Origin of the sequence: Pseudoalteromonas piratica (genome assembly GCF_000788395.1) — a bacterium.
Lineage (GTDB): Bacteria > Pseudomonadota > Gammaproteobacteria > Enterobacterales > Alteromonadaceae > Pseudoalteromonas > Pseudoalteromonas piratica.
This window is the reverse complement of record NZ_CP009889.1, coordinates 1,154,946-1,178,474: the sequence shown is the minus strand read 5'-3', so window position 1 is coordinate 1,178,474 and position 23,529 is coordinate 1,154,946. Positions and strand designations below refer to the sequence as shown.

18 protein-coding genes are annotated in these 23,529 nt (G+C 42.0%); 6 read left to right on the top strand and 12 right to left on the bottom strand.

The genetic code is table 11. The features are described 5' to 3' along the window. Position 1: 1 nt before the first annotated feature. The 3 genes from OM33_RS19960 to OM33_RS19950 all read right to left on the bottom strand — a co-directional run bounded on the left by OM33_RS19960 (position 2) and on the right by OM33_RS19950 (position 3,676). The gene (locus tag OM33_RS19960; RefSeq protein ID WP_040136211.1) at positions 2 to 2,125 is read right to left on the bottom strand and encodes a TonB-dependent receptor; all 2,124 of its coding nucleotides are present in this window, start codon (positions 2,123 to 2,125) and stop codon (positions 2 to 4) included. A gap of 201 nt (positions 2,126 to 2,326) precedes the next feature. Beyond that, positions 2,327 to 3,445 (bottom strand): TRAP transporter substrate-binding protein, encoded by a 1,119-nt coding sequence (locus tag OM33_RS19955; RefSeq protein WP_040136210.1) that lies wholly within the window; start codon positions 3,443 to 3,445, stop codon positions 2,327 to 2,329. 51 nt (positions 3,446 to 3,496) lie between these two features. Beyond that, positions 3,497 to 3,676 carry a hypothetical protein gene (locus tag OM33_RS19950; protein WP_199922564.1) on the bottom strand — a complete coding sequence of 60 codons (180 nt, stop codon included), beginning with the start codon at positions 3,674 to 3,676 and terminating at the stop codon, positions 3,497 to 3,499. 322 nt (positions 3,677 to 3,998) lie between these two features. Between OM33_RS19950 and OM33_RS19945 the strand changes: the two genes are divergently transcribed. From OM33_RS19945 to OM33_RS19930, 4 genes are all read left to right on the top strand, one after another. Next, positions 3,999 to 5,768, top strand: a complete 1,770-nt coding sequence (locus OM33_RS19945; protein ID WP_040136208.1) for an endonuclease — start codon at positions 3,999 to 4,001, stop codon at positions 5,766 to 5,768. Positions 5,769 to 6,013: 245 nt separating this feature from the next. Beyond that, positions 6,014 to 7,849 carry an alkaline phosphatase PhoX gene (locus OM33_RS19940; protein ID WP_040136207.1) on the top strand — a complete coding sequence of 612 codons (1,836 nt, stop codon included), beginning with the start codon at positions 6,014 to 6,016 and terminating at the stop codon, positions 7,847 to 7,849. A gap of 218 nt (positions 7,850 to 8,067) precedes the next feature. After that, positions 8,068 to 9,669: a hypothetical protein gene (locus OM33_RS19935; RefSeq protein ID WP_040136206.1), complete on the top strand. Its 1,602-nt coding sequence runs from the start codon at positions 8,068 to 8,070 to the stop codon at positions 9,667 to 9,669. Next, a complete protein-coding gene (locus tag OM33_RS19930; RefSeq protein ID WP_040136205.1) occupies positions 9,653 to 10,333 on the top strand; it encodes an MntP/YtaF family protein in 681 nt (226 codons plus the stop codon). The genes OM33_RS19935 and OM33_RS19930 overlap by 17 nt, the downstream gene beginning before the upstream one ends. Before the next feature lie 30 nt (positions 10,334 to 10,363). On the opposite strand, the gene OM33_RS19925 is transcribed toward OM33_RS19930, so the two are convergent. Continuing rightward, positions 10,364 to 11,545 carry a helix-turn-helix domain-containing protein gene (locus OM33_RS19925; protein ID WP_052141207.1) on the bottom strand — a complete coding sequence of 394 codons (1,182 nt, stop codon included), beginning with the start codon at positions 11,543 to 11,545 and terminating at the stop codon, positions 10,364 to 10,366. A 94-nt stretch (positions 11,546 to 11,639) separates the two neighbouring features. Between OM33_RS19925 and OM33_RS19920 the strand changes: the two genes are divergently transcribed. Continuing rightward, the gene (locus OM33_RS19920; protein WP_040136204.1) at positions 11,640 to 12,485 is read left to right on the top strand and encodes a DUF2306 domain-containing protein; all 846 of its coding nucleotides are present in this window, start codon (positions 11,640 to 11,642) and stop codon (positions 12,483 to 12,485) included. A 114-nt stretch (positions 12,486 to 12,599) separates the two neighbouring features. Here the strand turns inward: OM33_RS19920 and OM33_RS19915 are convergent, their stop codons facing one another. Beyond that, positions 12,600 to 13,523 (bottom strand): FHA domain-containing protein, encoded by a 924-nt coding sequence (locus OM33_RS19915; protein ID WP_052141206.1) that lies wholly within the window; start codon positions 13,521 to 13,523, stop codon positions 12,600 to 12,602. 97 nt (positions 13,524 to 13,620) lie between these two features. On the opposite strand from OM33_RS19915, the gene OM33_RS19910 reads away from it, so the two are divergent. Continuing rightward, positions 13,621 to 16,251: a serine/threonine-protein kinase gene (locus OM33_RS19910; protein ID WP_040136203.1), complete on the top strand. Its 2,631-nt coding sequence runs from the start codon at positions 13,621 to 13,623 to the stop codon at positions 16,249 to 16,251. Here the strand turns inward: OM33_RS19910 and OM33_RS19905 are convergent. From OM33_RS19905 to OM33_RS19880, 7 genes are all read right to left on the bottom strand, one after another. Next, positions 16,238 to 16,705: a hypothetical protein gene (locus tag OM33_RS19905; RefSeq protein ID WP_040136202.1), complete on the bottom strand. Its 468-nt coding sequence runs from the start codon at positions 16,703 to 16,705 to the stop codon at positions 16,238 to 16,240. The genes OM33_RS19910 and OM33_RS19905 overlap by 14 nt on opposite strands. Positions 16,706 to 16,795: 90 nt before the next feature. After that, positions 16,796 to 16,957, bottom strand: a complete 162-nt coding sequence (locus tag OM33_RS22655; protein WP_199922563.1) for a hypothetical protein — start codon at positions 16,955 to 16,957, stop codon at positions 16,796 to 16,798. Positions 16,958 to 16,965: 8 nt separating this feature from the next. Next, positions 16,966 to 17,418: a cellulose biosynthesis protein BcsD gene (gene bcsD / locus OM33_RS19900; protein ID WP_040136200.1), complete on the bottom strand. Its 453-nt coding sequence runs from the start codon at positions 17,416 to 17,418 to the stop codon at positions 16,966 to 16,968. A 174-nt stretch (positions 17,419 to 17,592) separates the two neighbouring features. Continuing rightward, complete coding sequence (locus OM33_RS19895) at positions 17,593 to 18,786, bottom strand: AGE family epimerase/isomerase (protein WP_040136198.1); 1,194 nt, start codon at positions 18,784 to 18,786, stop codon at positions 17,593 to 17,595. Between the two features lie 9 nt (positions 18,787 to 18,795). After that, positions 18,796 to 19,788, bottom strand: a complete 993-nt coding sequence (locus OM33_RS19890) for a carbohydrate kinase family protein (protein WP_040136196.1) — start codon at positions 19,786 to 19,788, stop codon at positions 18,796 to 18,798. Next, on the bottom strand, positions 19,785 to 20,993 hold the full coding sequence (locus tag OM33_RS19885) for a sugar MFS transporter (RefSeq protein WP_040136195.1): 1,209 nt from the start codon (positions 20,991 to 20,993) through the stop codon (positions 19,785 to 19,787). The genes OM33_RS19890 and OM33_RS19885 overlap by 4 nt, the downstream gene beginning before the upstream one ends. Next, complete coding sequence (locus OM33_RS19880; protein ID WP_040136193.1) at positions 20,993 to 23,518, bottom strand: GH92 family glycosyl hydrolase; 2,526 nt, start codon at positions 23,516 to 23,518, stop codon at positions 20,993 to 20,995. Before OM33_RS19880 ends, OM33_RS19885 begins: the two co-directional genes overlap by 1 nt. Positions 23,519 to 23,529 lie beyond the last annotated feature (11 nt).

Here is a 23,529-nt window from a genome sequence, read left to right as displayed (position 1 = left end):
TTTAGAAGAAGTAATTCATACCAATATTAACGGTTGCGCCTTTGCCTTTTACATTGTAACCGTTGCCAGTATAGCTTTGTGAGCGAGCTGGGTAGTAATCTTGGTTAAGCAAGTTTTCAACACCGCCATACACTTTAAAGGCTTGGTTAATTTGATAAGAAGTACTCAAGTTAACAACTTGATAGCTACTGACAGGGCCATTTGTACCGGTGTAAACATCACCTACTTTCTCAAAGCGGTCACGACTGCCAACATGCATTAGGGTAACTGACATTTGCCAATCGTCACTTAACGAAATATCGGCATAACCTGCTAGTTTGGGTGGGTTAATGGTACTGCCGTTTAGGTACTCGTCGGTATCGGTGTTTTTACCTTCTAACCAACTGTAGTTAACACCCAGTTTAATGTTGTCTGTTGCTTGTGCTTCTAATGCTGCTTCAAAGCCATAAATTTCTTGAGGAGATCGTACGCTTTCGTATTTACCTGTTGCTGGGTCTTCAACTAGGCTGGTGCCGATATCAGATTGGCTAATAAAGGTTGCAAATTGGTAGTTGAAAATACCTGAGTTGCCATCAAAACCAATTTCATAGTTTTTAATAATTGACGCGTCCGTATCAATTTTTTTAACGCTTGGCGTATCAGCAGTACGCAATGTGCGGCCTAAATCGGTGACATCAAAGCCCTCTGAGTAACTAATAAATGGCATAAATGCGTCAATGGCGTTGAAACGCAGGCCAATATTGTAGGTTGTCGCACTGTATTCAATATTGCCACCTTCCACATCAATCACATCACTACAGGTTTTACGGCATACCATTAAGGTTTTAAAATCTTCAACGGCAACATCTATTTCTTCATGGCGAAGGCCTGCTTTAACTACCCAATCGTCATTAATCACAAACTTAGACTGTAGATAGAGCGCGGCGTTGTCCATGTCCATTTTGGGTGTCCAAGCGCGGCCATCCACGAGTGATTGGGCCGTAGTATCATTCAGTAAATCAACGCCATAGGTAAAGCTTGCGGCAGTATTATCAAAATCAAAGGTGGTGTTAAAGTTGGCACGAACACCGGTTTTCTCTGACTCGATCATCGATTGTCCGCCGGCAAGGCCAAGGGCAGGATCACGGAATTTGGTGCTGTAGAAAAATACGTTTTCAAGTTTTTGCCAATACACGTCACCAGTGAATAGCGTATCGGTAAAGATATCGGCATGTTCGTATTGTAGTTTTAAATTATGGTTGCCACGGGGGCCTTGCGGATCGCCCGGTGCTTTCTCACCTGTGGTGTTCTTAGTGGCGTAACTTTTTTCACCCAAATTAACGTTTTTATTAGTACTGATGTAATCGGCTTCTTGTTGGCCTTCAAAATAGTTGTATGTCAGTGATAGGGCACTTTGGTCGGTTAAATCATAGGCTAGTTTGGTAAATGCATTCTTAGATTCAAAGCCAGACATGCCATAGAGAAGTCCAAGTGCATCACCGTCAGCATCTTTAATTATTCCGTTATCTTCAAACGCCACGTTGGCAACAAAGCTGAGTTTGTTACTGCGTCCATCAATAGTAACATCTGCACGCTTGCCAAGGCTGTCCTCAAAATCAGTGGCTGAAAAATTAGTAGCAAGATTGAGTTTACCGTTAAAACCGTCTTTGCTGTCGGCACTTTTGGTGATGTAGTTGATAATACCACCCGCAGCACCATTACCATAAATTGAGGTGGCACCTTTTATCACTTCTACCCGTTCAATCACACTTGGATCTAATGAACGAATCGCTAAACGTCCGTTTCTAAGTGGCGTTGATTGAGGCAAACCATCAATCAACACCAAGGCACTACGGCCACGCAAGTTTTGACCAGAACTACTGTTTGTGCCCGTGTTTGGACCCATGCCCGGCACTTGAATAGCTAAAATACTTTGCAGTTCATTAGTGACTTCCATATTACGGAGTAGTGCTTGTTGGTCAACAATCACAACCGATGCGGTCACTTCATCAATACGCTCTTCAACACGACTACCAGTAACAATAATGCGCTCCATATCTTTGGCTTGTTGTGCGGGGGCGGGGCTATCGGCTAACACTGCGGTTGAAACAAAAAGAGCGGTTAAAGTGAGGGACGTTTTAATCATTACCTTTCCATGTCTGAATAATTTGATGCGGATCGTAATGATATTAATTATCAATTGCAAATATATTTGTGCGGTTGAGTTATGATTTAATTATATTTTTTCGTCTTAGTTAATTGTTAGTGTGACAGGGATCTTAATTGTTTAAACGTTGTGGCATTAAAAGCAGTTACTTCAAAGTAGGTGATGCAGGGGTGGCGTTTACTAACCAAGCTGGTATTTGCTTGGCGTATTGGTTGCTTCAAGTAAGATATTAAACGCCTTAACAGAGCCAACAAGTTGTTTTTTAACATCGCGCCATTCATGGCGATGTTGGCCGAATTGGTCTTGCCATTGCGCCATTAATTCGTTGTCGGGAGTAAACAAAGTACAGCCAGCTTGTTGGAAAGCTAGATTACAATTATTTTCTATTTCAGAGAGTCGGCTGATTTGATTGAGAAAAGTATGGTGTGCAGCTTCACGTACAATTAATTTTAATGGCAAGGGTAATTGTGAGAGCCATTGTTGATTTACCACATTAACCCAGGCATCAGGCACACTGTTAAAATGGCTAATGGTTGAAATTGACTCACGTAATTGGTCTGGCCCTGCGTAAAGACCAATCACACCGGGATCTAATACATTTATGTGGCCACTACGCGCCATACTTGCAACCTTATCCCATTTAAGTTCGATAACGTGCGCATCGGTCATGCTGTAAAATTGCTTAAGCACCTTGCTTGCGGGTACACGTAGCACTAACCCTCTTAAATCATTTGGCGTTTTAATGACCTTATTTGTATGCTTGGTTGTGCTTAAGGTACGGCCGCCTGTAATGTAGTGAAAGAGTATTTCAACCACACCCTGTGTTTTAATTTGATTAACGACTTGCTGCTGCCAATAGTTTGAACTTATTAAATTCAAAAATGCCTGGTTGCTACTTGCCCAAAACGGTATGTTTAGTACATCTAATACCGGCAGTGCGCGCGATAAGTTAGATACCGAAATTAGCGCTGCATCGACACGGCCACGGGTAACCGCAGCCATTAAATCTGTGCCGCTGCCAACGCGCCCACCATCTTGAATATCAACATAGATTTTGCCCTGAGACATGGTTTCTACATGGTGCTTGAACACCTGATGCATGTGAGGAATGTAGTTTGCTTCATGGGTGTTGTAAGGCGATGCAAAGGTAAGGGTGAAATCTGCGCTCAGTTTGGTGACTTCATCGTGAGCGCTTTGCTCTTCTTGGCTTAGGGCATAGGATAAACACGAAGAGCTGACTAACGTACTTGCAAAAAGTGCGGAGGTAGAATGAATAAATGTGCGTCGAGATACTGGCATAGTTTAAGTTTAGTCCACATCATTACGCTTTCAATCAGGACGCAGTTATAGTTAAGGCGCTGAACTTTCTTCTTTGATGGTAAAAGATAAGAAGCAGCCTTCATCTTGCTCTAATTTTTTGGCCCAATTTGTCACGCTTTCCAGTGATAAATTATCACCTTCTACATAGCGAGAAATACTGTCGCTTTCATTTACAGCAAACTCAATTAAGTAACGTTTGTTTTCAGTCATAAATAAACTCACATCGTTATGTTTAATTTCTAATGTCAGGTTTACTGCTTTTCCATGACAAATTAATGACACAAATTGAAGAAATAATAAACAACTAAATTTACCTTTCGTTTACATTTGTTATCAAACTAATCAAACCCTTACAAATCATGGCTTGAAGCGCAATGCTGCGTGATAATTTTAGAGTTAATAATCTAAATGTAAGGAAAATGTAAAGAAATTACATTAGAGTAGCGCGGCAATAATTTCAAATATTGCACAGGAAGTAGTTTACAAAGGATGGTATTGATTTGAATTTTTAATAAAAAACAAATGGATAGCCATGAATCTCTCACGCTTAAAACTAGTAACATCAATTTTTGTTGCGTGTTACGCAACGCAATCGCTCGCAGCAGCACCTGAAAACTATTATTCATCCGCTGATCAGACAACAGCTGATAAATTAAAACAAAGCTTGCATCACATTATTAAAGGGCATACGAAAATCCCTTATACGTCCTCAGCGACAGATACTTGGGATGTATTAGAAATTGCCGATCAAGATCCAAATAACAGCGGCAATGTGATTGATGTTTACAAAAATGCCAGTTACACAAAAGCAGGTGGTGGTAATAGTTTTTACAACCGCGAGCACAGCTGGCCAAAATCATATGGCTTTCCAAGTGATGGTAGTAACAACTACCCTTACACCGATTTACACCACTTATTTATTGCCGATAGCAGCTATAACTCAAGCCGCAGTAATAAACCTTATGCAGCGTGTACTGATTCGGCATGTATTGTAAAAGCAACCGAATTAAACAATAACCGCGGTGGTGGTTCTGAAGACATCAATTTAACCTTAGGTTCTGGCGCGACAGGTGCATGGCAAACATGGCCAGCACGTCGTGGTGATGTTGCTCGTGCACTCATGTACCTAGCTGTGCGTTATGAAGGTGGTAGCCATTCTGTAACTGGTGTTTTAGAACCAGACCTAATTTTGACCGATGACCGCAACTTGATCGAAGGGTCTAAAACGGGTGGCAATGAAGCGATTGCTTACATGGGACTTAAATCAACCTTGTTGGCATGGCACAAAGCCGACCCAGTTGATAGCTTTGAAATGCGCCGTAATGATGCAATCTTCCAATATCAAGGTAACCGTAACCCGTTTATCGATCACCCAGAATTTGTGGCGTGTGTTTTCGAAAGCGTGTGTTCAGGTACCGGCCCAGATACTGGTACGCCGACTACACCAACTAATAGCACGCCTTGGATCAATGAGCTGCACTATGACAATGACGGCACAGACGTAAACGAAGGTGTTGAAATTGCCGGTGCACAAGGCATTGACCTAAGTGGCTGGTCACTGGTTGCATACAATGGTAATGGTGGCGCAGCTTACAAAACGGTAAGCCTTTCAGGTGTGCTTGCTAACCAACAAGCAGGCTTTGGCACTAAGTTCTTTGCCTTTGCAGGATTACAAAATGGTGCAGCAGATGGTATTGCGCTGGTTAATGCTAAAAGTGAAGTGGTGCAATTTTTAAGTTATGAAGGCAAGCTAACTGCAACTGATGGCCCTGCAAAAGGATTAACATCAACCGACATTGGCATTGCACAAAGCACAAGTACTGCTGTTGGAACATCATTACAACTTAAAGGCACAGGTAAAGCTTATAGCGACTTTAGCTGGGCGTCAGCCTCTGCGACTTCAAACCAAGTAAATGCAGGCCAAACATTCGAAGGTGGTAGCACAACACCAACCGAACCAGAGCAAAGTGTATTTAGCAATACTACATCAACGGCAATTCCTGATAATTCATCGGTAACGTCATTAATTGATGTAAACCGCTCAGGTACTGCCAATTCAATTACAATTGATGTTGATATTACACATACCTATCGCGGTGATATTAGCTTAGTGCTAGTTGCACCTGATGGCAGCCAACATGCGCTTAAGAGTAAAAATGGTTCTGACTCAGCGAATGATGTGAAAGCACAATACAATGTTAACGTATCATCGCTTGCTAAAGGACAGTGGCAACTGCGCGTAGCGGATAACTATCGCAGAGACACTGGCACATTGAATAAGTGGTCAATTACATTTAATTAATTTTAAAAAGCGCCAACTCAGTTTGGCGCTTTTGTTATTTCAACTTCAAACTTACTTCAAACAAGCGTTATCTAAACGTCACGTTTTTAATATCCCTGATTGTTCCTGTATTGGTCACATGCAAATGAAGTAATTCTTACAGTAATCAAAACGCCTTTTTTTGTTAATTAATCAGTAACGTGTTTTTCATAATTAAACGACACCATAGTTGCGATTTTAATTTACCGTCACTTATGGAAAACAACATGGAACATAAAAAAATAAAAATGAGCGCGCTTGCGCTATCAGTTTTACTTGCACTGACCGCCTGTTCGGATGGCGATGATGGTGCGCAAGGCCCAGCAGGTGCAACAGGTCAAGCGGGTACAGATGGCCAAGATGGTGTAAATGGTAGCGATGGCATTGATGGAACAGCAGGTAAGCTTACACGCCTAGCAACTGTGCCAACGGGCGCTGAAGTGACAGGTATCTTTTTATCAGAAGAGGGTGATTTATTCTTTAATGCGCAGCACCCATCTGACAGCAATAACATTGCTAATGCAGCTGGCAAAACATTCCACACAGGTACCGTGGGTGTGCTTGCAGGCGTTAACTTTAATAATTTACCTGAAACACTAATTGATTCACCAGTACCGGTGAGCGATGCTGAGCGTCAAACAGTTATGAGTGCGTATGGTCAGTATCAAGTGCTAGGTCAAACTGGTGATACTTACGAAGGTAAATTACCAAAAGGACTGGGTCATATTTATTCAATGGTGGGTGATGAGCTTATTCTTGAAAACGATATGCCAGACTTTAACGGCTTTATTCAAACGGGTGCAGGTAAAGGCTACCTATTCACTAACTGGGAAATGTACCCAGGTGGTATGAGCCGTATGGCTATCGAAAAAGATAATTTTGGCAGCTGGAAAGTGACTGACGCCATGATGCTTGATTTCGATGGTGTGCATGGCACAGCAGCAAACTGTTTTGGCTCAGTAACGCCTTGGAATACGCCACTGACATCTGAAGAGTGGATTGTAAATTCTAAAGTCGATACGACAACGCACCCAGATTGGAATAACCCTGCAGTGATGAACACCGATATCATTGGGTACATGTGGCAACTAACTGCGCCAGATGCACCAAACCCGTACCGCTACGGTTATATTGCTGAAGTGCAAAACCCAACTTCAAATGAGCCAACAGTGGTTAAGCATTATGCGCTTGGCCGTTATGAGCATGAAAATGCAACGGTAATGCCAGATGGTAAAACAGTTTACCTATCACAAGATGACACTGGTGGTGTGCTGTTTAAGTTCGTTGCCGATACACCAGAAGATCTAAGCTCAGGTACCCTGTATGGTGCAAAACTTACTCAAGATGTAGGTCAAAACGACCCTGCAACAACAGGCTTTGATGTGTCGTGGGTTGAGTTAGGCCACGGTGACAATGCAATGATTGAAGCTTGGATTGCAGACTTTGACGGCATTGGTACAGACCAATTTGTTGAAGGTGAAACAAGTTATATGACAATGGCAGACGTTGAAGCATGGGCAAATGGCGATGCAACTTACCCAACGGTAGCTAATGGCGGCGGCAAGGTAACAGCAGGTGAGCCAATGGATGACCGTGTTGTATTCCTTGAGTCTCGTCAGGCTGCACGCTTAAAAGGTGCTACAGCTGAATGGCGAAAGCTTGAAGGTATTTCGATTAATACTAAACGTGCACAAGAAGCTGTTGAGGGTGTGAATACCATTGACGGCGAAGACATTACTGAAGCGTATGTTTATCTTGCGATTGCAGATTTAGACAATACGTTAATTGATAATGAAGGCGATATTCAGCTTTCGAGCCGTGTTAAAGATTGTGGTGGTGTGTACCGCGCAAAACTTGAAGCGGGTTATAACATTAGCCGCATTGAACCACTTGTTATGGGCTCAACTTACCGTAGCAGCCTATCTGGTGCCGCACGTTGTGATGTTGACCAACTTTCACAGCCAGATAACGTAATCGTTATGGACGACGGCCGTATCATCATTGGTGAAGACGGTTTCCAAGAAAACAATACGCTTTGGCTATATGAGCCAGTGAAAAAATAAGCAATTGTTTTACGAGAAGTGTGAACTACCAATTCACTTAAGTAGCTGATCATCCTAGCGGACTAAATAGCATGCTAACGGTGTTTGAATTTATCAATGTAGAACAACTGCATAAGAGAAATTCCGCCTTGTTAGCATTTCATTTATCGAGCGCTACCCCTGATCACATACTTAACAGCATTGGTATAAGCACTTCTCATTTAGTTGGAAGAATGAGTATGAAATACCTAAGCCTTGTACTTGCTGCGTTTATAACGTTTGCGAGTTTTTCTGTTTTTGCAAAGCAGCCAAGCGCGCTTGATTATATTAAACATAATGAAGTGTATAACCCTGAAGCCGTGATCCCGCCGCAGTGTTACACCAAAACCGAAGGCACAAACAACCCGTGCTATGCCTGTCACCAAACCTATAACTACAGTGAAAAGCGCCCAAACATAATGAATGATGGCGATTTGCAGGGCGATTATCAGTTTTCTGATGAAGGCATGCGCAATAGCTGGAAGAACTTATTTATTGATCGCACAGCGCTGATTAAAGGCATAAGTGATGATACGATTTTGTCCTACGTAAATGAAGATAACTATGGCAAGTTTGCTAAAACGCACCAAAATGCGCCGCAAGCAAAGGTGATGTTTATCGAGAACTTAGCCTATCCTGAAAATGCATTTAATGCATTAGGTGTGGCAAAAGATAACAGCCATTGGGTTGCATTTAACTACAAGCCATTTCCAAGTACCTTTTGGCCAACCAATGGGTCTACAGGAGATGCCATGATCCGCTTACCTCAGGCTTTTCGAGAAATAAACGGTACGTTTAATCTAGACGTGTATTTTGCCAATTTAAGTTTGGTGGAAATTACGATTAAAGATTTGGCGATGATTTCAACACCAGCAATTGATGAGCGAATTATTAAGCACGATCTTAATAATGACGGTATCTTGTCAACGGTGACTGAAATCGTAAAACAAGCTTTTTATGTTGGGGATGCAAAGCAAACGCCACTACATGCCATGCTTTACCCAAAAGGCACTGAATTTTTACACACGGTGCGTTATTTAGGGGTTGATGAAAAGGGTGAGATTTACAATGCTCCGCGCATGAAAGAAGTGCGCTATATGAAAAAACACGGTTTCAAAACAGCCAATAAATTGCGCGGCGCTTATACGCTTGAAGCAAAAGAGAAAGAGTTTGAGCAGTTACCTAAAACCATTTCAATTGGGGAGCGTGGTATTGATAATGGCTTTAGTTGGACTATTAATGGTTACATCGAAGACCAACAAGGCGAGCTTCGTCCGCAACATTACCAAGAGCTGATGTTTTGCAATGGCTGTCACAAAACAGTCGGCACCACCATTGATCAAACCTTTTCATTTCCGCGCAAAGTTGAGGGCAAACTTGGTTGGCGCTATATCGATTTAAAATCACAAAAGGATGTACCTACTTTAGGCGAATCTGACGGGGAGTTTTTAACCTACTTACAACGTGTTGGTGGTGGCGATGAATTTAGACAAAACCAAGAGATGTTACTGCGCTGGTTTGACAATGACGGCAATGTAAAGCGTGATAAAGTCAGTAAGCTCGATAGCATTTATGAACTTATCATGCCATCAAAAGAGCGTGCGTTAAAACTCAATAAAGCCTACAAAACCATTGTACAAGAACAGAGCTTTTTATTTGGCCGAGATGCCAATATCAGCAAAGCGACCAATGTGCTTGAGCAAGTGGATGATGAACAAACCCCATTACCACCAGAGCATCACCATAAGTGGGATATCCGTCTTTCGTGGCTAACAGGTGAAGAAAATGCAGTTCGCCGCTGAATATCTGCTTGCATGTGTGATGATGGGGGCGGCGATTGGTATGGATGTTGCCCTTGTAACCGCGCTTTACAGTAATAAGCTAACCTGTGCGAAAACCCGTGTTAAATGGATTTCAGGTGTCGTCGGTTCGCATACTTTATTACCAATGTGTGGCTACCTATTAAGCTTTTATGGCATTAAATGGCTGCCCTGGCTTACGCCATTATTGGGTATTGTGGCACTTGGTTTTATCGCGGTATATCTGTATGACGAGCTGTTTTCTGATGATGAAGCCAACCCGCTTATAGCCACCATTTCATGGTCGCTGATTATTGCTGTAAGTTGGGATGCGCTTTGGTCGGGACCTGCAAAGTCGGCACAAGTAGTAGAGTGGCAAAGTATTTTTGTCTGGACATCTTTTATTGTTGTCGGTGCTGTAGTGTATTTATTTACCTTAGCAGGGCTTAAGGTGGGTAATCGCTTAGCATCAAATGAGCAGCACACGCCGTTTGTTTGGCTTTGGCTTCAGTACTCGGCGATTGGTTATTTTGGTTTGTTAGCGCTTGTACGTTATACCTTTGCGCTTGATACACCCGATTGGCAAATATTCTTACTCAGTGTACTGATTGTGCGAGGGTTGTTAGTGAAGCAACGGCCTTTGTTTTCTGTCAGTGTAAGCAAATAAAAAAGGGCTAAGCCCTTTTTTTGCCCAAAGTTAACTGGCTTTGACTAAATCGTTGGATAATTGCATTTGGCGAAATTGATTAGGTGTTTGCCCCGTTTCAGCCTTGAATGCACGTGTAAAAGGGCCAATTGAAGCAAAGCCACTTTCTAAACTAATCACCAGTACTGACCACCCTTGGTTTTCAGGGTTAGCCAAAAGGGATTTCGCATGCTCGATGCGCAAGCTATTGATGTACTGATTAAAGTTTTTATCGGTAATCTGCGATTTTAATGCACGGCTTACTCTATATTCTGGCACATCAAGGCTGCGTGCAATATCTGCCACTTTTAGATTAGCTTGTAAGTAAAGCGAACCTTCGTTAATAAGCGAGGTAATTTCACGTGCAAGGGTAGTGTCGATGTCACACACAGGTTCTGGTTTAGTGCGTATCTCTTCAAATGTTGATGCTTGAGGCTTTGATTGACTATCCGATCTTTTGTATTGTACTCGCCATGCGAGCAACAATTGCGTATTTACAACCACCATCAAAATAATGGCAGTAATAACCCATTCTTTTGCATCTGCGTTATCTGCTAGGGTAAAACTAGTAAGCTTACTAATGCCAACAGCAAGGCCGAAGGTTGATAAAAACACAATTCGCTGTGCTTTGTCTTGTTTAGTGGCGGCTTTAAAGCCTCTACAGCCTTCCCAAAACGATAACACCAATACACAAGACGATAATAAAACCGTGATTTCCGACAATACATGGCGAAAAACAGAATCACCACTGTTTGCAATAATCTGGCTAGAACTTGCGAACAAATAACCCTGATTAATAAAAATAAGCAAAGAAATAGCAAATGCGAGTGCTAAATGATGATGTTCAATGACTTTTTCTTGACGAAAAAAACTGCGAGACAGCAGCCAATAACAGTTACAGGTGGCGACTGTGCCTAATCCAATTAAATACTTATAAGCACCAATGGCATCGCCTGTTACTTTTTGCGTAAGTGACATAGCGACAGAACCACAGAAAATAGCAAACAGGATATGTGGTAACTTTTTCTGCTTAACAAATAGCTGCGCAATCAAACAACCTAGGCATACACACAGGGTTAAAATGTAAAAATTGGATAGGGTCATAATTGAGCAAGCAGACAGTTTAATATTAGCGTTTAGTGTAACGGGAGCTGATGGGCTGATCAAATCTGCTTTTGTAAGTAACTTTGTCATTTTTTGTGTGCCGAATTTCAAATTCGGCGCGAAATTTAAAATTCGATATGCCAATTTTCTATGTGAATCAGTCATTTAATAGAAAGGGGCAGAAATGCAAAGTTTATTAGCGGATGGTGTTAAAAATGGTTTATCACCACACACAATTTTAGATAAGAGTGTTAAAACCTGGTTTTGGGCTGCACTTGTTGGCCAATGGTTATTTGCCAGTTACATCCTAATTTTATATGTATTGCCAACCTTAATGGGTAATACTGAAGTAACTCATAACTTGTTACCTGGGCAAGGCGTTCAAGACAAACGCGTGTTTGATGGCATCGTGTTTTTCTCTCATGTGGTACCTGCGATAATTCTAGCATTTTGCGGTATGTCGCAATTGGTGCCATCTATTAGAAATAAATACCCGCGATTGCACCGGATTAATGGTCGCATCTTTTTTATCTTGGGTATTAGCGGCGCTGTCACCGGATTATACCTTACTTGGGTAACAGGTATGCGCTTTAGCGACATAGGTTCAATGGGCATTACGCTAAATGGTATTTTAATTCCTATTTTTATCTATTTTGCGTGGCGTACCGCGTGTAAAAAACAATTTAACTTACACCAGCGTTTTGCTGTGCACAGTTTCTTATTAGTTAACGGTGTTTGGACATTTCGTTTGTACTTAATGGGATGGTTTGTCGTAAATCAAGGGCCATTGGGTAATTCACGTAATATTGATGGTCCGGCTGATATTGCGATGTCTTTCGCTTGTTACTTATTGCCCATGTTAATTGCAGAGCTGGTATTTTGGGCAAAACGCACACATAACCTGTCGGTGAAATGGGGCGTTGTAATAATGACTATATTTGGCGCAACCATCACACTTATTGGCGTGGGCGCAGCAACTATGATGATGTGGCTGCCACGAATACAAAAAGTATTTTCTGCACTTTTTTAGAACACCTGGGGTTTACAATAAAAAACGCAACCTAGAGGCAATGCTAGGTTGCGTATGCAAATGCGAAGGGTGGGGACTCGTTCTTGTTATTTATTTTAATCAGTAGTGGCGCGTTTATGCTGCTTGGCTTTGTAAAATATTAATTGTTGAACATTGCAAACGGATTTCACCGCGGCGTCTGGCAATAATATCTACATCTAAATTGAACTTTTTTGCAGCCGTATGCAGTTGTTTTCTAAAACGGTAAAACTGTGTATTGATGTGGGTTTCTTCCATGCGCGTTTGGCGCATTAATAGGCTTTTATCAAGCCAACCCGCTTCTGTTTCAGGCACGTTATTTTGTTTATCTTCAAGGTATTTACGTGCGAGCAATAGTACTAGGTAATGATGGGTTCGGTCTTCAAGGTCAATGGCTTGGCCATCTACATTGAGTAAAACACCAACATGTTCTTCGTTTTGGCTTACTGTAAATTTAACATCAATGGCATGTTCTGCTGTTTGCTCACATTCTTGCGTGGCATCAATATCGCTTGGCGCAATTAAAATGTACTGATTACCCTGATAACGCACTAAGTCGCCATTTTGAAGCGCTTTGATGTTACCTTCTTGCTCAAGTAACCATTGGCCAGAGAGCGTTTGGCTGATCATTTGTTCTTGGTTTTCGCAATTAAGCATGTTCACGTGGTGGTTAAGGGCAAGGTCATTCTTACTCTCGTTGGTGCTTTTTAAAAATGGGCATGGCTGCGCTAAATTGGAAACCTGCCACTTCACGCTTTCACTATCACCAAACTGTACAACATCATTTAGTTTTAATTCGTGTTTGATGTTTTTTGCAACGCGTTTGCCATTAACAAAAGTACCGTTTGCACTGATATCTTGTAAGTACCAATTGCCTTGTTGCCACTCAATTAAACAATGGCTACGCGAGACCGCACTTTCTTTAATTAAAGTATGTGCAGTTTCAGGGTGACGGCCCACAATATGATGGTCGCGAAGCTGAATTGTTTGCTCTGTAACCGAATTCGTAAATGTACCCATGATTGCCTCATATCAACGCTTGTATTGAAATCTTTTGCCGTTATTATGTGATGTAACATTGCTTAATTACAATCAAGAATAACAAAAGCTTCTCACTATGAGTAAATTATGCCATCACTGCGGCAGTTTATTAGATGCTATGAGCGCTAAATGTACCCACTGTAACGACTCTAGCATTGACGCCGATTTAGAAATAACACAAGTTATTACACCAGGCTGTGATGAAGTAAAAGAAGCAGCGCATGTTACTCAGCGTAATCTCAGTGACTTTGAGGTTTTAAGCACGGTTTCAGGTGGCTTTGCCACCATTTTAAAAGCTAAAGATCCCCTGTTAGATCGCATTGTTGCGCTTAAACTTGTTCCGAACACGGATAACCAAAGTGATTTAGTGCAAGAAGCCAAACTTGCCAGTAAATTAAGCCACCCAAATATTGTTACCATCCATGAAGTTATTCAAAACGATGAGCAACTTGCCATCGTTATGGAATGGGTTGACGGCGACAGCCTAAAAGCAAAACTCGCCACAGAGATACCATTAAAAGAAAAAGCCAGTATTGCACTGCAGCTGTGTAATGCCATTGAATATGCGCATCAAAACGCCATTTTACACTGTGATATCAAGCCCGATAACATTATGTTTGATATACATAACCAGCTAAAAGTACTCGATTTTGGTTTATCTCATGTACTAGGTGGTGAATCACAGGCAGCCACAATAGGTTCGCCTGCTTATTTAGCCCCTGAACTGTATTTAGGGCAAAACGCTAGTAAAGAAAGCGATTTGTTTGCCCTTGGCGCCGTGCTGTTTGAATTGTTTTCGGATGATAAAGCCTTTGATGGTAAATCACTTGACGTTATAAAAGCACAAATCACAACAGGTGAAGCCAAAAATTTAGCTGATAAAGACACCCAATTACCTGAAGCGTTAGTCACCCTTATTCAAAACTTGCTGCTGGTTGAGCCTTCAAAAAGACCACTCCTTTCAGATCTAATCGATGCATTTACCGATTTAAACCAAGCCTTAGTGCAAAAGCCAAACTGGTGGCAGCGACGCGCACCGTGGCAAAAAGTGACTATATCGGCGATGTTATTAGGTGTAATGGCAGTGCTTTTACAGCCTATTTTATTCCCGCCTAGCAATCAGCAAATACTCGAAAAGCGCATCAGTGAGAATAAACGTATTGCAGTATTGCCATTACAAAACATCAATGACGACCCGCAAGTACAGCTGTTTAGCCAAGGCTTAGCGGTAACGTTGAGTACTGAACTCGGTAAAGTGGGTCGAGAAAAAACCAATAGCTGGGTTATTCCAAGCGCCGAAGTAGCCAAACTGAACAATTTAACCGTTAGCGATGTTTATTCTCGTTATGGTGCCGATTTAGTATTAACGGGCAGTATTCAGCATTTAGGCTCTCAGCGTTTGATTAATTTAGAATTGATAGACGGTGCCTCAGGTGTTGCACTAAAGCAGCAGCAATTTAAGGTGAATGTAAAAGACTTATTTGCCTCAAACCAAGCGGTATTTGAAAAAGCCATTACCATGCTGAATTGGCCAAAAAGTAATATGGCAAGTAAAGGCACCGAGTTTGATGGTGCTTATAAACACTATATTGCGGCAATTGGTTATACGTTTCGCTCTGATCAAGCAAACTACATAGAAAATGCCATCGAACAGTTTAACCAAGCCATTGACTTAGACGAACTTTATGTTGATGCCTATGTGAATCTAGCAGCCACATACTTAAATAAATTTCACAATACTAAAGACGAGCAATGGTTGAACCAGTATGAACAAACCATAAACCAGCTTGCCAAAATCGAACCAACACACACACAAGTCCGTTATTTGTCACATACGCTTGCGCTTAGACGTGGCGAGGCTGAAAAAGCGAGTAAATTGTTAAAAGCTCTAGTGAATGAAAATCCCGAAAATGAATACCTGCATTTTGAATTGGCGCGTGCCTACCAGCAGCTAAAAGAAAATACGTTAGCTGAGCAAAGTTATAAGGCAGCACTTAAGATTGTTCCTAATCATTGGAAAGGGCTTAATCAGTTAGGGCGTTTATACTATCGAACTGCACAATACAATAAAGCAATACTAGTCTACCAGCAACTTATTGATTTAACACCAAAAAACAAAAGTGCTTTTATAGGTCTTTCTGCAAGTTACTATGGTAAAGGAGAATTAAAATCAGCATTAGCGTATGCGAAAGAAGGTAATAGATTGAATCCAACTGCTAGAGGCTTTTCAAATATTGGTGGCTTTCATTTTATTTTAGGGCAATATCAAGATGCCATTTCGGCGTATAAACAAGCCATCAAATTGGATAAAAACGATTATATGAGTTGGGGCAATTTGGCAGATTCGTATTGGTTAATTAAGCATCCTGAGACAAATGCTACGTATAAACAAGCGGCTGATTTAACGGAAAAAGTATTTTCAATTAATAAACAAAACAGCCGAGCTAAACTTGCTTGGGCTTATTATAAAGCACGCATCGGGGAAAAAGCAGCTGCGATGAAAATACTGGACTCAATATCGCACAAAGAAAATGCAACGGAATTTTATCTCGCAGCCCAAGCGTATGACGCATTAGATGAATCGGAGCGTGCAGTGAAAAAGCTAAAACTGGCCATCAAAAAAGGGTACCCCAAAGAGGAAGCGATAACATCTCCTCTTTGGAAAAATTGGAATGAGCGTGAGCTCAGGTCAATTATTGTGGATTAACATCATCCACATCAATAATCGGATCCCACCCAATCGTATATTCTTGTTTATCAGTCGGGTTTTGTGCAACCAACATCATAGTTACATCAAGCGTACCTGAACTTAATTGTTGATAGCTAGTAACATTACTGTTTACGCCTAACTTTACAGGTTTCAATGCACTGTCATGAAACCAATCTAAAAATGTGTTTTTTGCTTCATTTCCTGTCGCTAAATCAAAAACTTTGAAATCGAAAATGCTACTGTCACCTTTTAGCGTAATAGTAGGTGGTAAAGATGGTTCCGCTGGCTCTGTAATCGTAATCATTTCCTTAGGATCATTCTCAGTACCGTAAGAAATAAACTTATCACCGACTAATGCAAAGTAATTTTTACAATATACTACTTTCTGGTCGATGTTTTGAAAAATACCGGCGAAGTCAACGATGATTTTAACCGTAGGATTATTATCCATTTTATGAATTCCTATTTTATTTTTGAGGAGAGTATTAGTTACGTTTTTAAAACGTTTATTATTATCGGCAGCTATATGATTTTATTTACTTTATTTGTATTTAAAAATCAGCTCAGAGGGTACCACAACTTTATGACGTTTAAACATCTCAGCCAGAGTTTCGTTATTTTTAGCCTCAGGGGTTGTTTGAACTTGCTTGGAAGCAAATGTCACGTGGACCACATTGTTACAACGGGTATATTGAGTTGTCATAGCCTCTCCTAGAGTACGTGATAACTTAAGCGTACGGCAATATCGTCAATGTTGTCAGCACTTACCTTCTTAATAATGCCTTGATAGGGGGCACTGGCGTTTTTAAGCCACTCAGAATAAAGCCCTGTTAAAAACGCATCACCATACGCTTGGTGTTCATCTTTTAAAATGGCGCAAAGTGGTGAAATATAATGTTCAATGACTAAGCCATTGTCTTTTTCAAATATATTGCAGTGACCCCAACGGCGCTCAAACCAAAACTGGTTTATACGCTCGTTTAGTTGTACCAACGTCATCTCGGGATTAATCTCCAGAGAACGGCTTGCATGCTTGCCCATTTTAGTTAAAAACGTCATTCGTTCATCTGCAGGATATGATGATTCCAAGGTATCGAATAACGAACTGACAAAAAATTGCCACTGCCCTGAAATATTTTGTTTAACTAATGACTTTAAATGCATAGCGTATTGCAATGTGAATGACCCGATAAACCGTAACTTTGATGTTAATAGTAGGGCAGCAACTTTCAGGCGGGTATCACGCCTTATTACACTAAGATTAAAGTATGAAGTTTACTTTTGTAGCAAATAAGCCACGAGCTCTTCGTGGCTTAGCATAGGCAAATGGGAAATGTGTTAATTGGTTGAAAGTGGGTGTTTAGTAAATTCTAATACATCGAAACACGCGCCGATCGTGTGATAGTCGCACTTAGCGCCTGCTTCGCTTTTTTTATCACTGTACTTTTGATTATTATCTTTTAATACCCGATACCACGCGCCATGGTCATGATCGACAAAGTACTGCCAGCAATACTGCCAAAGCGCGTTGTAATGGGTTAAGTAAGTATTGTTTTGTGTTGCATCAAAAAGTAATGCAGCGGCTGCAAAGCTTTCAGCTTGTACCCAAAAGTATTTGTCGCTGTCGCAGGTGGCGTAATGCGTATCAAAGCCATACACTAAACCGCCATGGGCGTTATCCCATGCGTTAGCAAAGGCAACATCAAACAAGTGCTGCGCCTTTGCAACAAATTTTGGTTTCTCATCAAAATAGTTAATCTGTAGTAATAATTTGGCCCATTCAGTTTGATGACCTGGTTGAAACCCCCACGGGCGATAGAGGTTTTTAGCATCGTCTTTGTTGTAATCAAAATCAGGCAATAACTCAGGCGTAAAGTGCTCGTACACTAAGCCATTACTATGCGCTGATAATTCAAAACAAAAACGCTCAGCAAGGTGCTCTGCTCGTTTTAAATAATGGCGCTCATTGGTTGCACTATAGGCACTAATAAGCGCTTCGCAAATATGCATATTGGCATTTTGGCCGCGGTATTCACATAGTTCACCATTTGCGTAAATGGTATCGGCGTAAATGCCTTCATTGGCTTGCCAAAAACGTGATTCGAGCAGTTCAAAGGTTTCATTAATCTTTCTATCAGATGAAATCACGCCTGCTTTGTAACAATGGGCGTAGCAAAGTAACACAAAAGCATAACCATAAGCTTGCTGGGTCATATCCTTAGGTTGGTTATCGTCAAGTGTCCACGCGTATTGTTTGCTATTTGCAATCCAATGATGGGCTTCAATGTAATCAAGACCATGTTTTGCAAGGGCTAAGTATTCATTGTTTTTAAAATGCTTAGCCGCGCGGCAAAAGTTGATTACCATGCGTGTACTGCTCACTAGTTGACGAAACCCTGTATTAAACAAGGTGCCATCGTCTAAATAGTTTTGGTAATAGCCACCAAGGTTGCTATCGACAGCGCGCTCGGTATAAAAGTTAACAATCGACTGGCTGTGATGTATTAAAAAATCAGCGTTATAAAAGTTCACGTGCGTTCTCTAAAAAAATGCGCCCGTGAGGGCGCTAAATTGCTGGTTAAAAAGGGTGTCTATCTCGTTTAATGAGGGCAGTGCAGGGAATGCGCCTTGACGACTTACGGCAAGCGCACCGGCACAACTGGCAAATGCGATGGCGCTTTTAAGCGCGTTTTCATTGTTTAAAAGTGCGTCTAGGGTGATGCGTTCACTTAATAAATACAAAATAGCACCGATAAAACCATCACCACCGGCGGTGGTATCGATTACTTCTGCTTTGGCTGGGCTAATGCTGCCTCGGCAATGTTTGGTTATATATTCAATGTTGTCACCACCATTTGTGATAAGTAGCAACTCACAATTGCTGTTAAAGCATCGATTTATATAATCTTCTGGCTTATTTTGACAAAGCAGTTCGAACTCTTCGCGGGCAAATTTAACGACATCTGCTTTTTCAACAAATTCATTTATAAGCGGGATCTTAAGTGCTGAATTTGGCCATAAATTAGCGCGTAAATTAACATCAAAACAGATGGTTAAATTGTTGTGGCTTGCGTGTTCCAGTACTGTTTTTGTGGTGTTTACAGCGTTTGTTTCAGTGAGTGTATTACTGCAAAAATGAACTAGCGAAGCGTCTTTAAACCACTGCGATTTGATTTCATCTGGGCGCAGTTTTAAATCAGCACTGTCTTTTCGCATAAAGGTAAAGCTGCGATCACCGTGCTCATCTAAATGCACAAATGCAAGTGGTGTTGGGGCAAGTTTATGAATAAGCGTACAGTCGGTATTTACACCATAATGACGAAGGCTGTTTATTAAAAAATGGCCAAATTGATCATCACCTACTTGCCCAACAAAATGCGATTTGCCACCGAGTTTGGCAAGGGCAACCGCTGCGTTTGCCGGTGCACCGCCTGGGTACTGGCGGTAATCCGATAAACGAATGCCATCTTCTGATTGTTGATTAATTTGTAGAAAATCAATCAAGGCTTCACCGTAACAGATCACCTTGCTCATGCTGGTAACTCCTTTTGAGCGCTAACGCGGTGCTGGCTAATGGCAAAAAACACAATATACAGATACGCCAATACGGGCACTAAAAAGCTAAGCTGCACTGAAAATGCATCGGCAACAACCGCTTGGATTAATGGGAATACTGCACCACCCACAATAGCTTGGCACAGTAGCCCCGAACCTTTTGCAGTAAGTTGCCCTAAACCGCGAATAGCTAAACTAAAGATGGTTGGGAACATAATTGAGTTAAAAAAGCCAACAGCCAGTACGCTCCACATCGCGATTTTGCCGCTGCTAAATACCGTAACAATTAACAGCACAACCGCCATAATGGCATTGAAGGCGAGTACATAACTTGGCGAGAATTGACGCATTAACGCAGAGCCAATAAAGCGACCAATCATCGCACCACCCCAATAGTAGGCGACCATATGACCAGCCTGTCCGGTGGTTAAGCCACCGATTTCAGGTGATTCAAAATAGTTTACTAAAAAGCCGCCAATTGACACTTCAGCACCTACATACAAAAAGATGCCAAGTGCGCCTAAAACAAGGTGCTTATGTTGCCAAATTGACTCTTTAGATTGCGCAGAAGTTTGCTCTTCAAAATCAAGTTTTGGTAATTCAATAAACTTAAAGGAGCAGGCTATGGTTATCGCAGCAAGGGCGATTAAAAAATACGGCAGTTGTACTTGTTCGGCGCCGGCAGTTTGCGAAGTCGCTGACAAAATAAAGTAAGTACCAAACAATGGCCCTGCGGTATGACCAAGGGAGTTAATTGCTTGTGCTAGATTTAAGCGACTTGCAGCATGTTTTTGCTCACCCAAACAGTTTACATAAGGGTTTGCTGATACTTGCAGCACGGTAATACCGCCTGCAAGTACAAAGAGTGCTGCTAAAAATAGCGCATATTCTTTAATGCTGGCTGCCGGAATAAACAGCAGACAGCCAAGGGCAAGGGTTGATAACCCAATAAACACACCATTGCGATAGCCAAACTTTGCAACCACGCGTCCTGCCAGCGGTGACACTAAAAAGTAAGCGCCAAAAAAGCAAAACTGCACTAGCATGGCTTGAGTATAACTAAGCGAAAACTCGGCTTTTAAAAATGGGATTAAAATATCATTCAGTGCGGTAATAAAACCCCAGATAAAAAACAAACTGGTCATGGCGTAAAACGCCATGGTTTGATTAATTTGCTTGGCCATTAGGGTTTATCTCCAACAAGCTTAGTTGCAACTGTTGATGATGTTGAAAACGACGGCGGACGATGCTCTTCAGCTTGGCCAAACACTTTATTTGGCGTAGTACTCAAGTTAAATTCAAGGTGCTGTGGCGCGTTTACATGGTTTTCGTTAATCCAGCTTTGCATAGATGGTTGGCCGTTTACTTTTAGCGTATCAATGTAAATGTGATCAGCGCTTGCGTTTGGTGCACTGATGCTAATATTGCCAATTTTTGCTTTTTCAAATGCAGGACTTGAAAGCACCATATCGGCGCGACCTGGATAAAACGGATACATGCCAAGTGCTGAGAACACATACCATGACGACATTTGCCCTAAATCATCTTGCCCTGGAATACCAGATACCGTGTTATGCCAAAGTTGTTTCATGGTTTCGCGCACAGTTTGCTGTGTTTTATAGGCTTTACCGGTATACAAATACATCCACGGAGTAGCAATTGATGGCTGGTTTGAAACATCAGCATATTCGGCTGAATCGCGATACAGCACCCAGCTACCATCAGGCTTACGGAAGTGGTTATCTAAGCGTGATGCCATTACCTTATCGCCACCCAGTAATTCGTTTAGGCCTTGACCGTCAAAAGGCAGCATCCATAAATATTGCGCTGGGCTGCCTTCAACAAACAGGTGGCCGCTAAATGGGTCGAATTTTTCTTTCCAGCTGCCGTCTTGATTGCGCCCTTGAATATAACCTAACTGCTCAGTGGCTTTTGGGTTATAAAGGTTTTTCCAGTAGCTTGAACGTTCAAGTAGCGTTTGGCTGTGTTTAGTTTTGCCAAGGCGTGCTGCCAGCTGCGAAAGTGCAAAATCAGCGGATACTTGCTCGAGTGTTTCGCTGGCACCTTCCCACGAATTAGATTGATCTGATAAGTAATTTAGGCTTAGCCATTCATCGAGTGATGGTTTTTGACCGCGACAAAATACTGGGCAGCCGACATTTGATAAATCATATTCGGTTGGCTCTGTGGCTGCTTTGTAAAGCGATTGATAAGCACCAGCTACATCAAATTTATCGGCGCCAAAGGCTTTAAAGTTGGCAATCGCAATGGTTGATGGGTCACCGCTCATTACCCCTGTTGGGCCATTGTTGTGCGTCCATCTATCCCAAATGCCGTTAAACTGATTGGCTTGATTAAACAGCGATTGGGCAATATCACTTGCTACATTTGGGTGGGTTAAGCTAATTAACTGCAACTGTGAGCGATAGACATCCCAGCCAGAAAAATTGGCATATTGCACTGTTTGGTTTGCGCTAACAGTATGAACTTGTTGGTCAAAACCGCGGTACTCACCGTTTACATCACTAAAGATATTAGGGTGGAATTGGCTGTGAAAGAGCGCCGTATAAAAGGTGGTTAATAAATCACTGTCGTTTGATTTTACTTTTACGCGACCAAGGGCATCATTCCATGCGGCATAGGCGCTGTCTTTTACTTGAGCAAAGCTTTGGCTTGCCTGCTCTTTTTCAAGGTTTTCACGGGCATTTTCAAGACTCACGTAAGAAATGCCTACACGCATGGTAACAGGCTGGTTAGCGTTTACGTCTAAATCAACCCAAAGGCCAGAGCCTTTGCCCCATTCTGGCACGCCCTTATCGCCATAGCCCATACCACCTTTACTTGAGGTTGCATTTGGCGAAACTGTGTCATCGACATACGCGCCACTGCCGGTAATGGGTGCATCAATTTTGGCAACAAAATGCAGTGTGTAGTAATCGCGACGGTTGTATTCGCCAAGGTAGCCACAGAAGTTACCACTTGTGACATAACCTGTGACTTCGCCTTTGGCGGCATCTACTTTGGTGAATGCATCGCCACTGCCCAGTTGCGAGTAAGCCGTTCTAAATATCAGTTTTGCCTGCTCTTTTGACGCAAACGTAAATTCGGCAATACCAGAGCGGTCGGTGGCCGCTAAACGCACATCTATTCCTGAATCGAGTCCTACTTGGTAATAACCTGGAATAGCCGTTTCATCGTCGTGGCTAAAATTAGCGCCATAGTAGGCATTAATTTTATCGCTGGCAGGGGAGTGTTTAATCGCTTGATTAAAAGGCAGCACTGGCACATCACCTGATGCACCTAAACATCCCGTGCCCGATAAACGAGTAAATGAAAAGCCTTTTAAGCGCGTTGCTTGCCAGTTATAGCCGCCGGGCGAAACGGGAATGCGCACATTGTCTTCGTTGATGCGTTTACTAATGCCTTCACTTTCAGCCATCAGCTCTTTGGTATACGCGTGCTCAGGGCCAAAGTTAAACATACCAAACGGTTTTACAGCACCCGGTACCACATTTGCGGCTTGGCGATGGTTAAATGGGCCTTTGGTGCCAATAAACGGGTTCACAAATTGCGCTGGGTTTTGCACATAATCAGTTTGTGTTGTGGCGCTGTTTTCACTTTTGCTGGTATCAGCGTGATGCGTACCACAGGCGCTTAGCGCCAGCAGCGGGGTTAATAGCATCAATGAACGAGAGAGAATCTGTTTCATAGTTGTTTCTT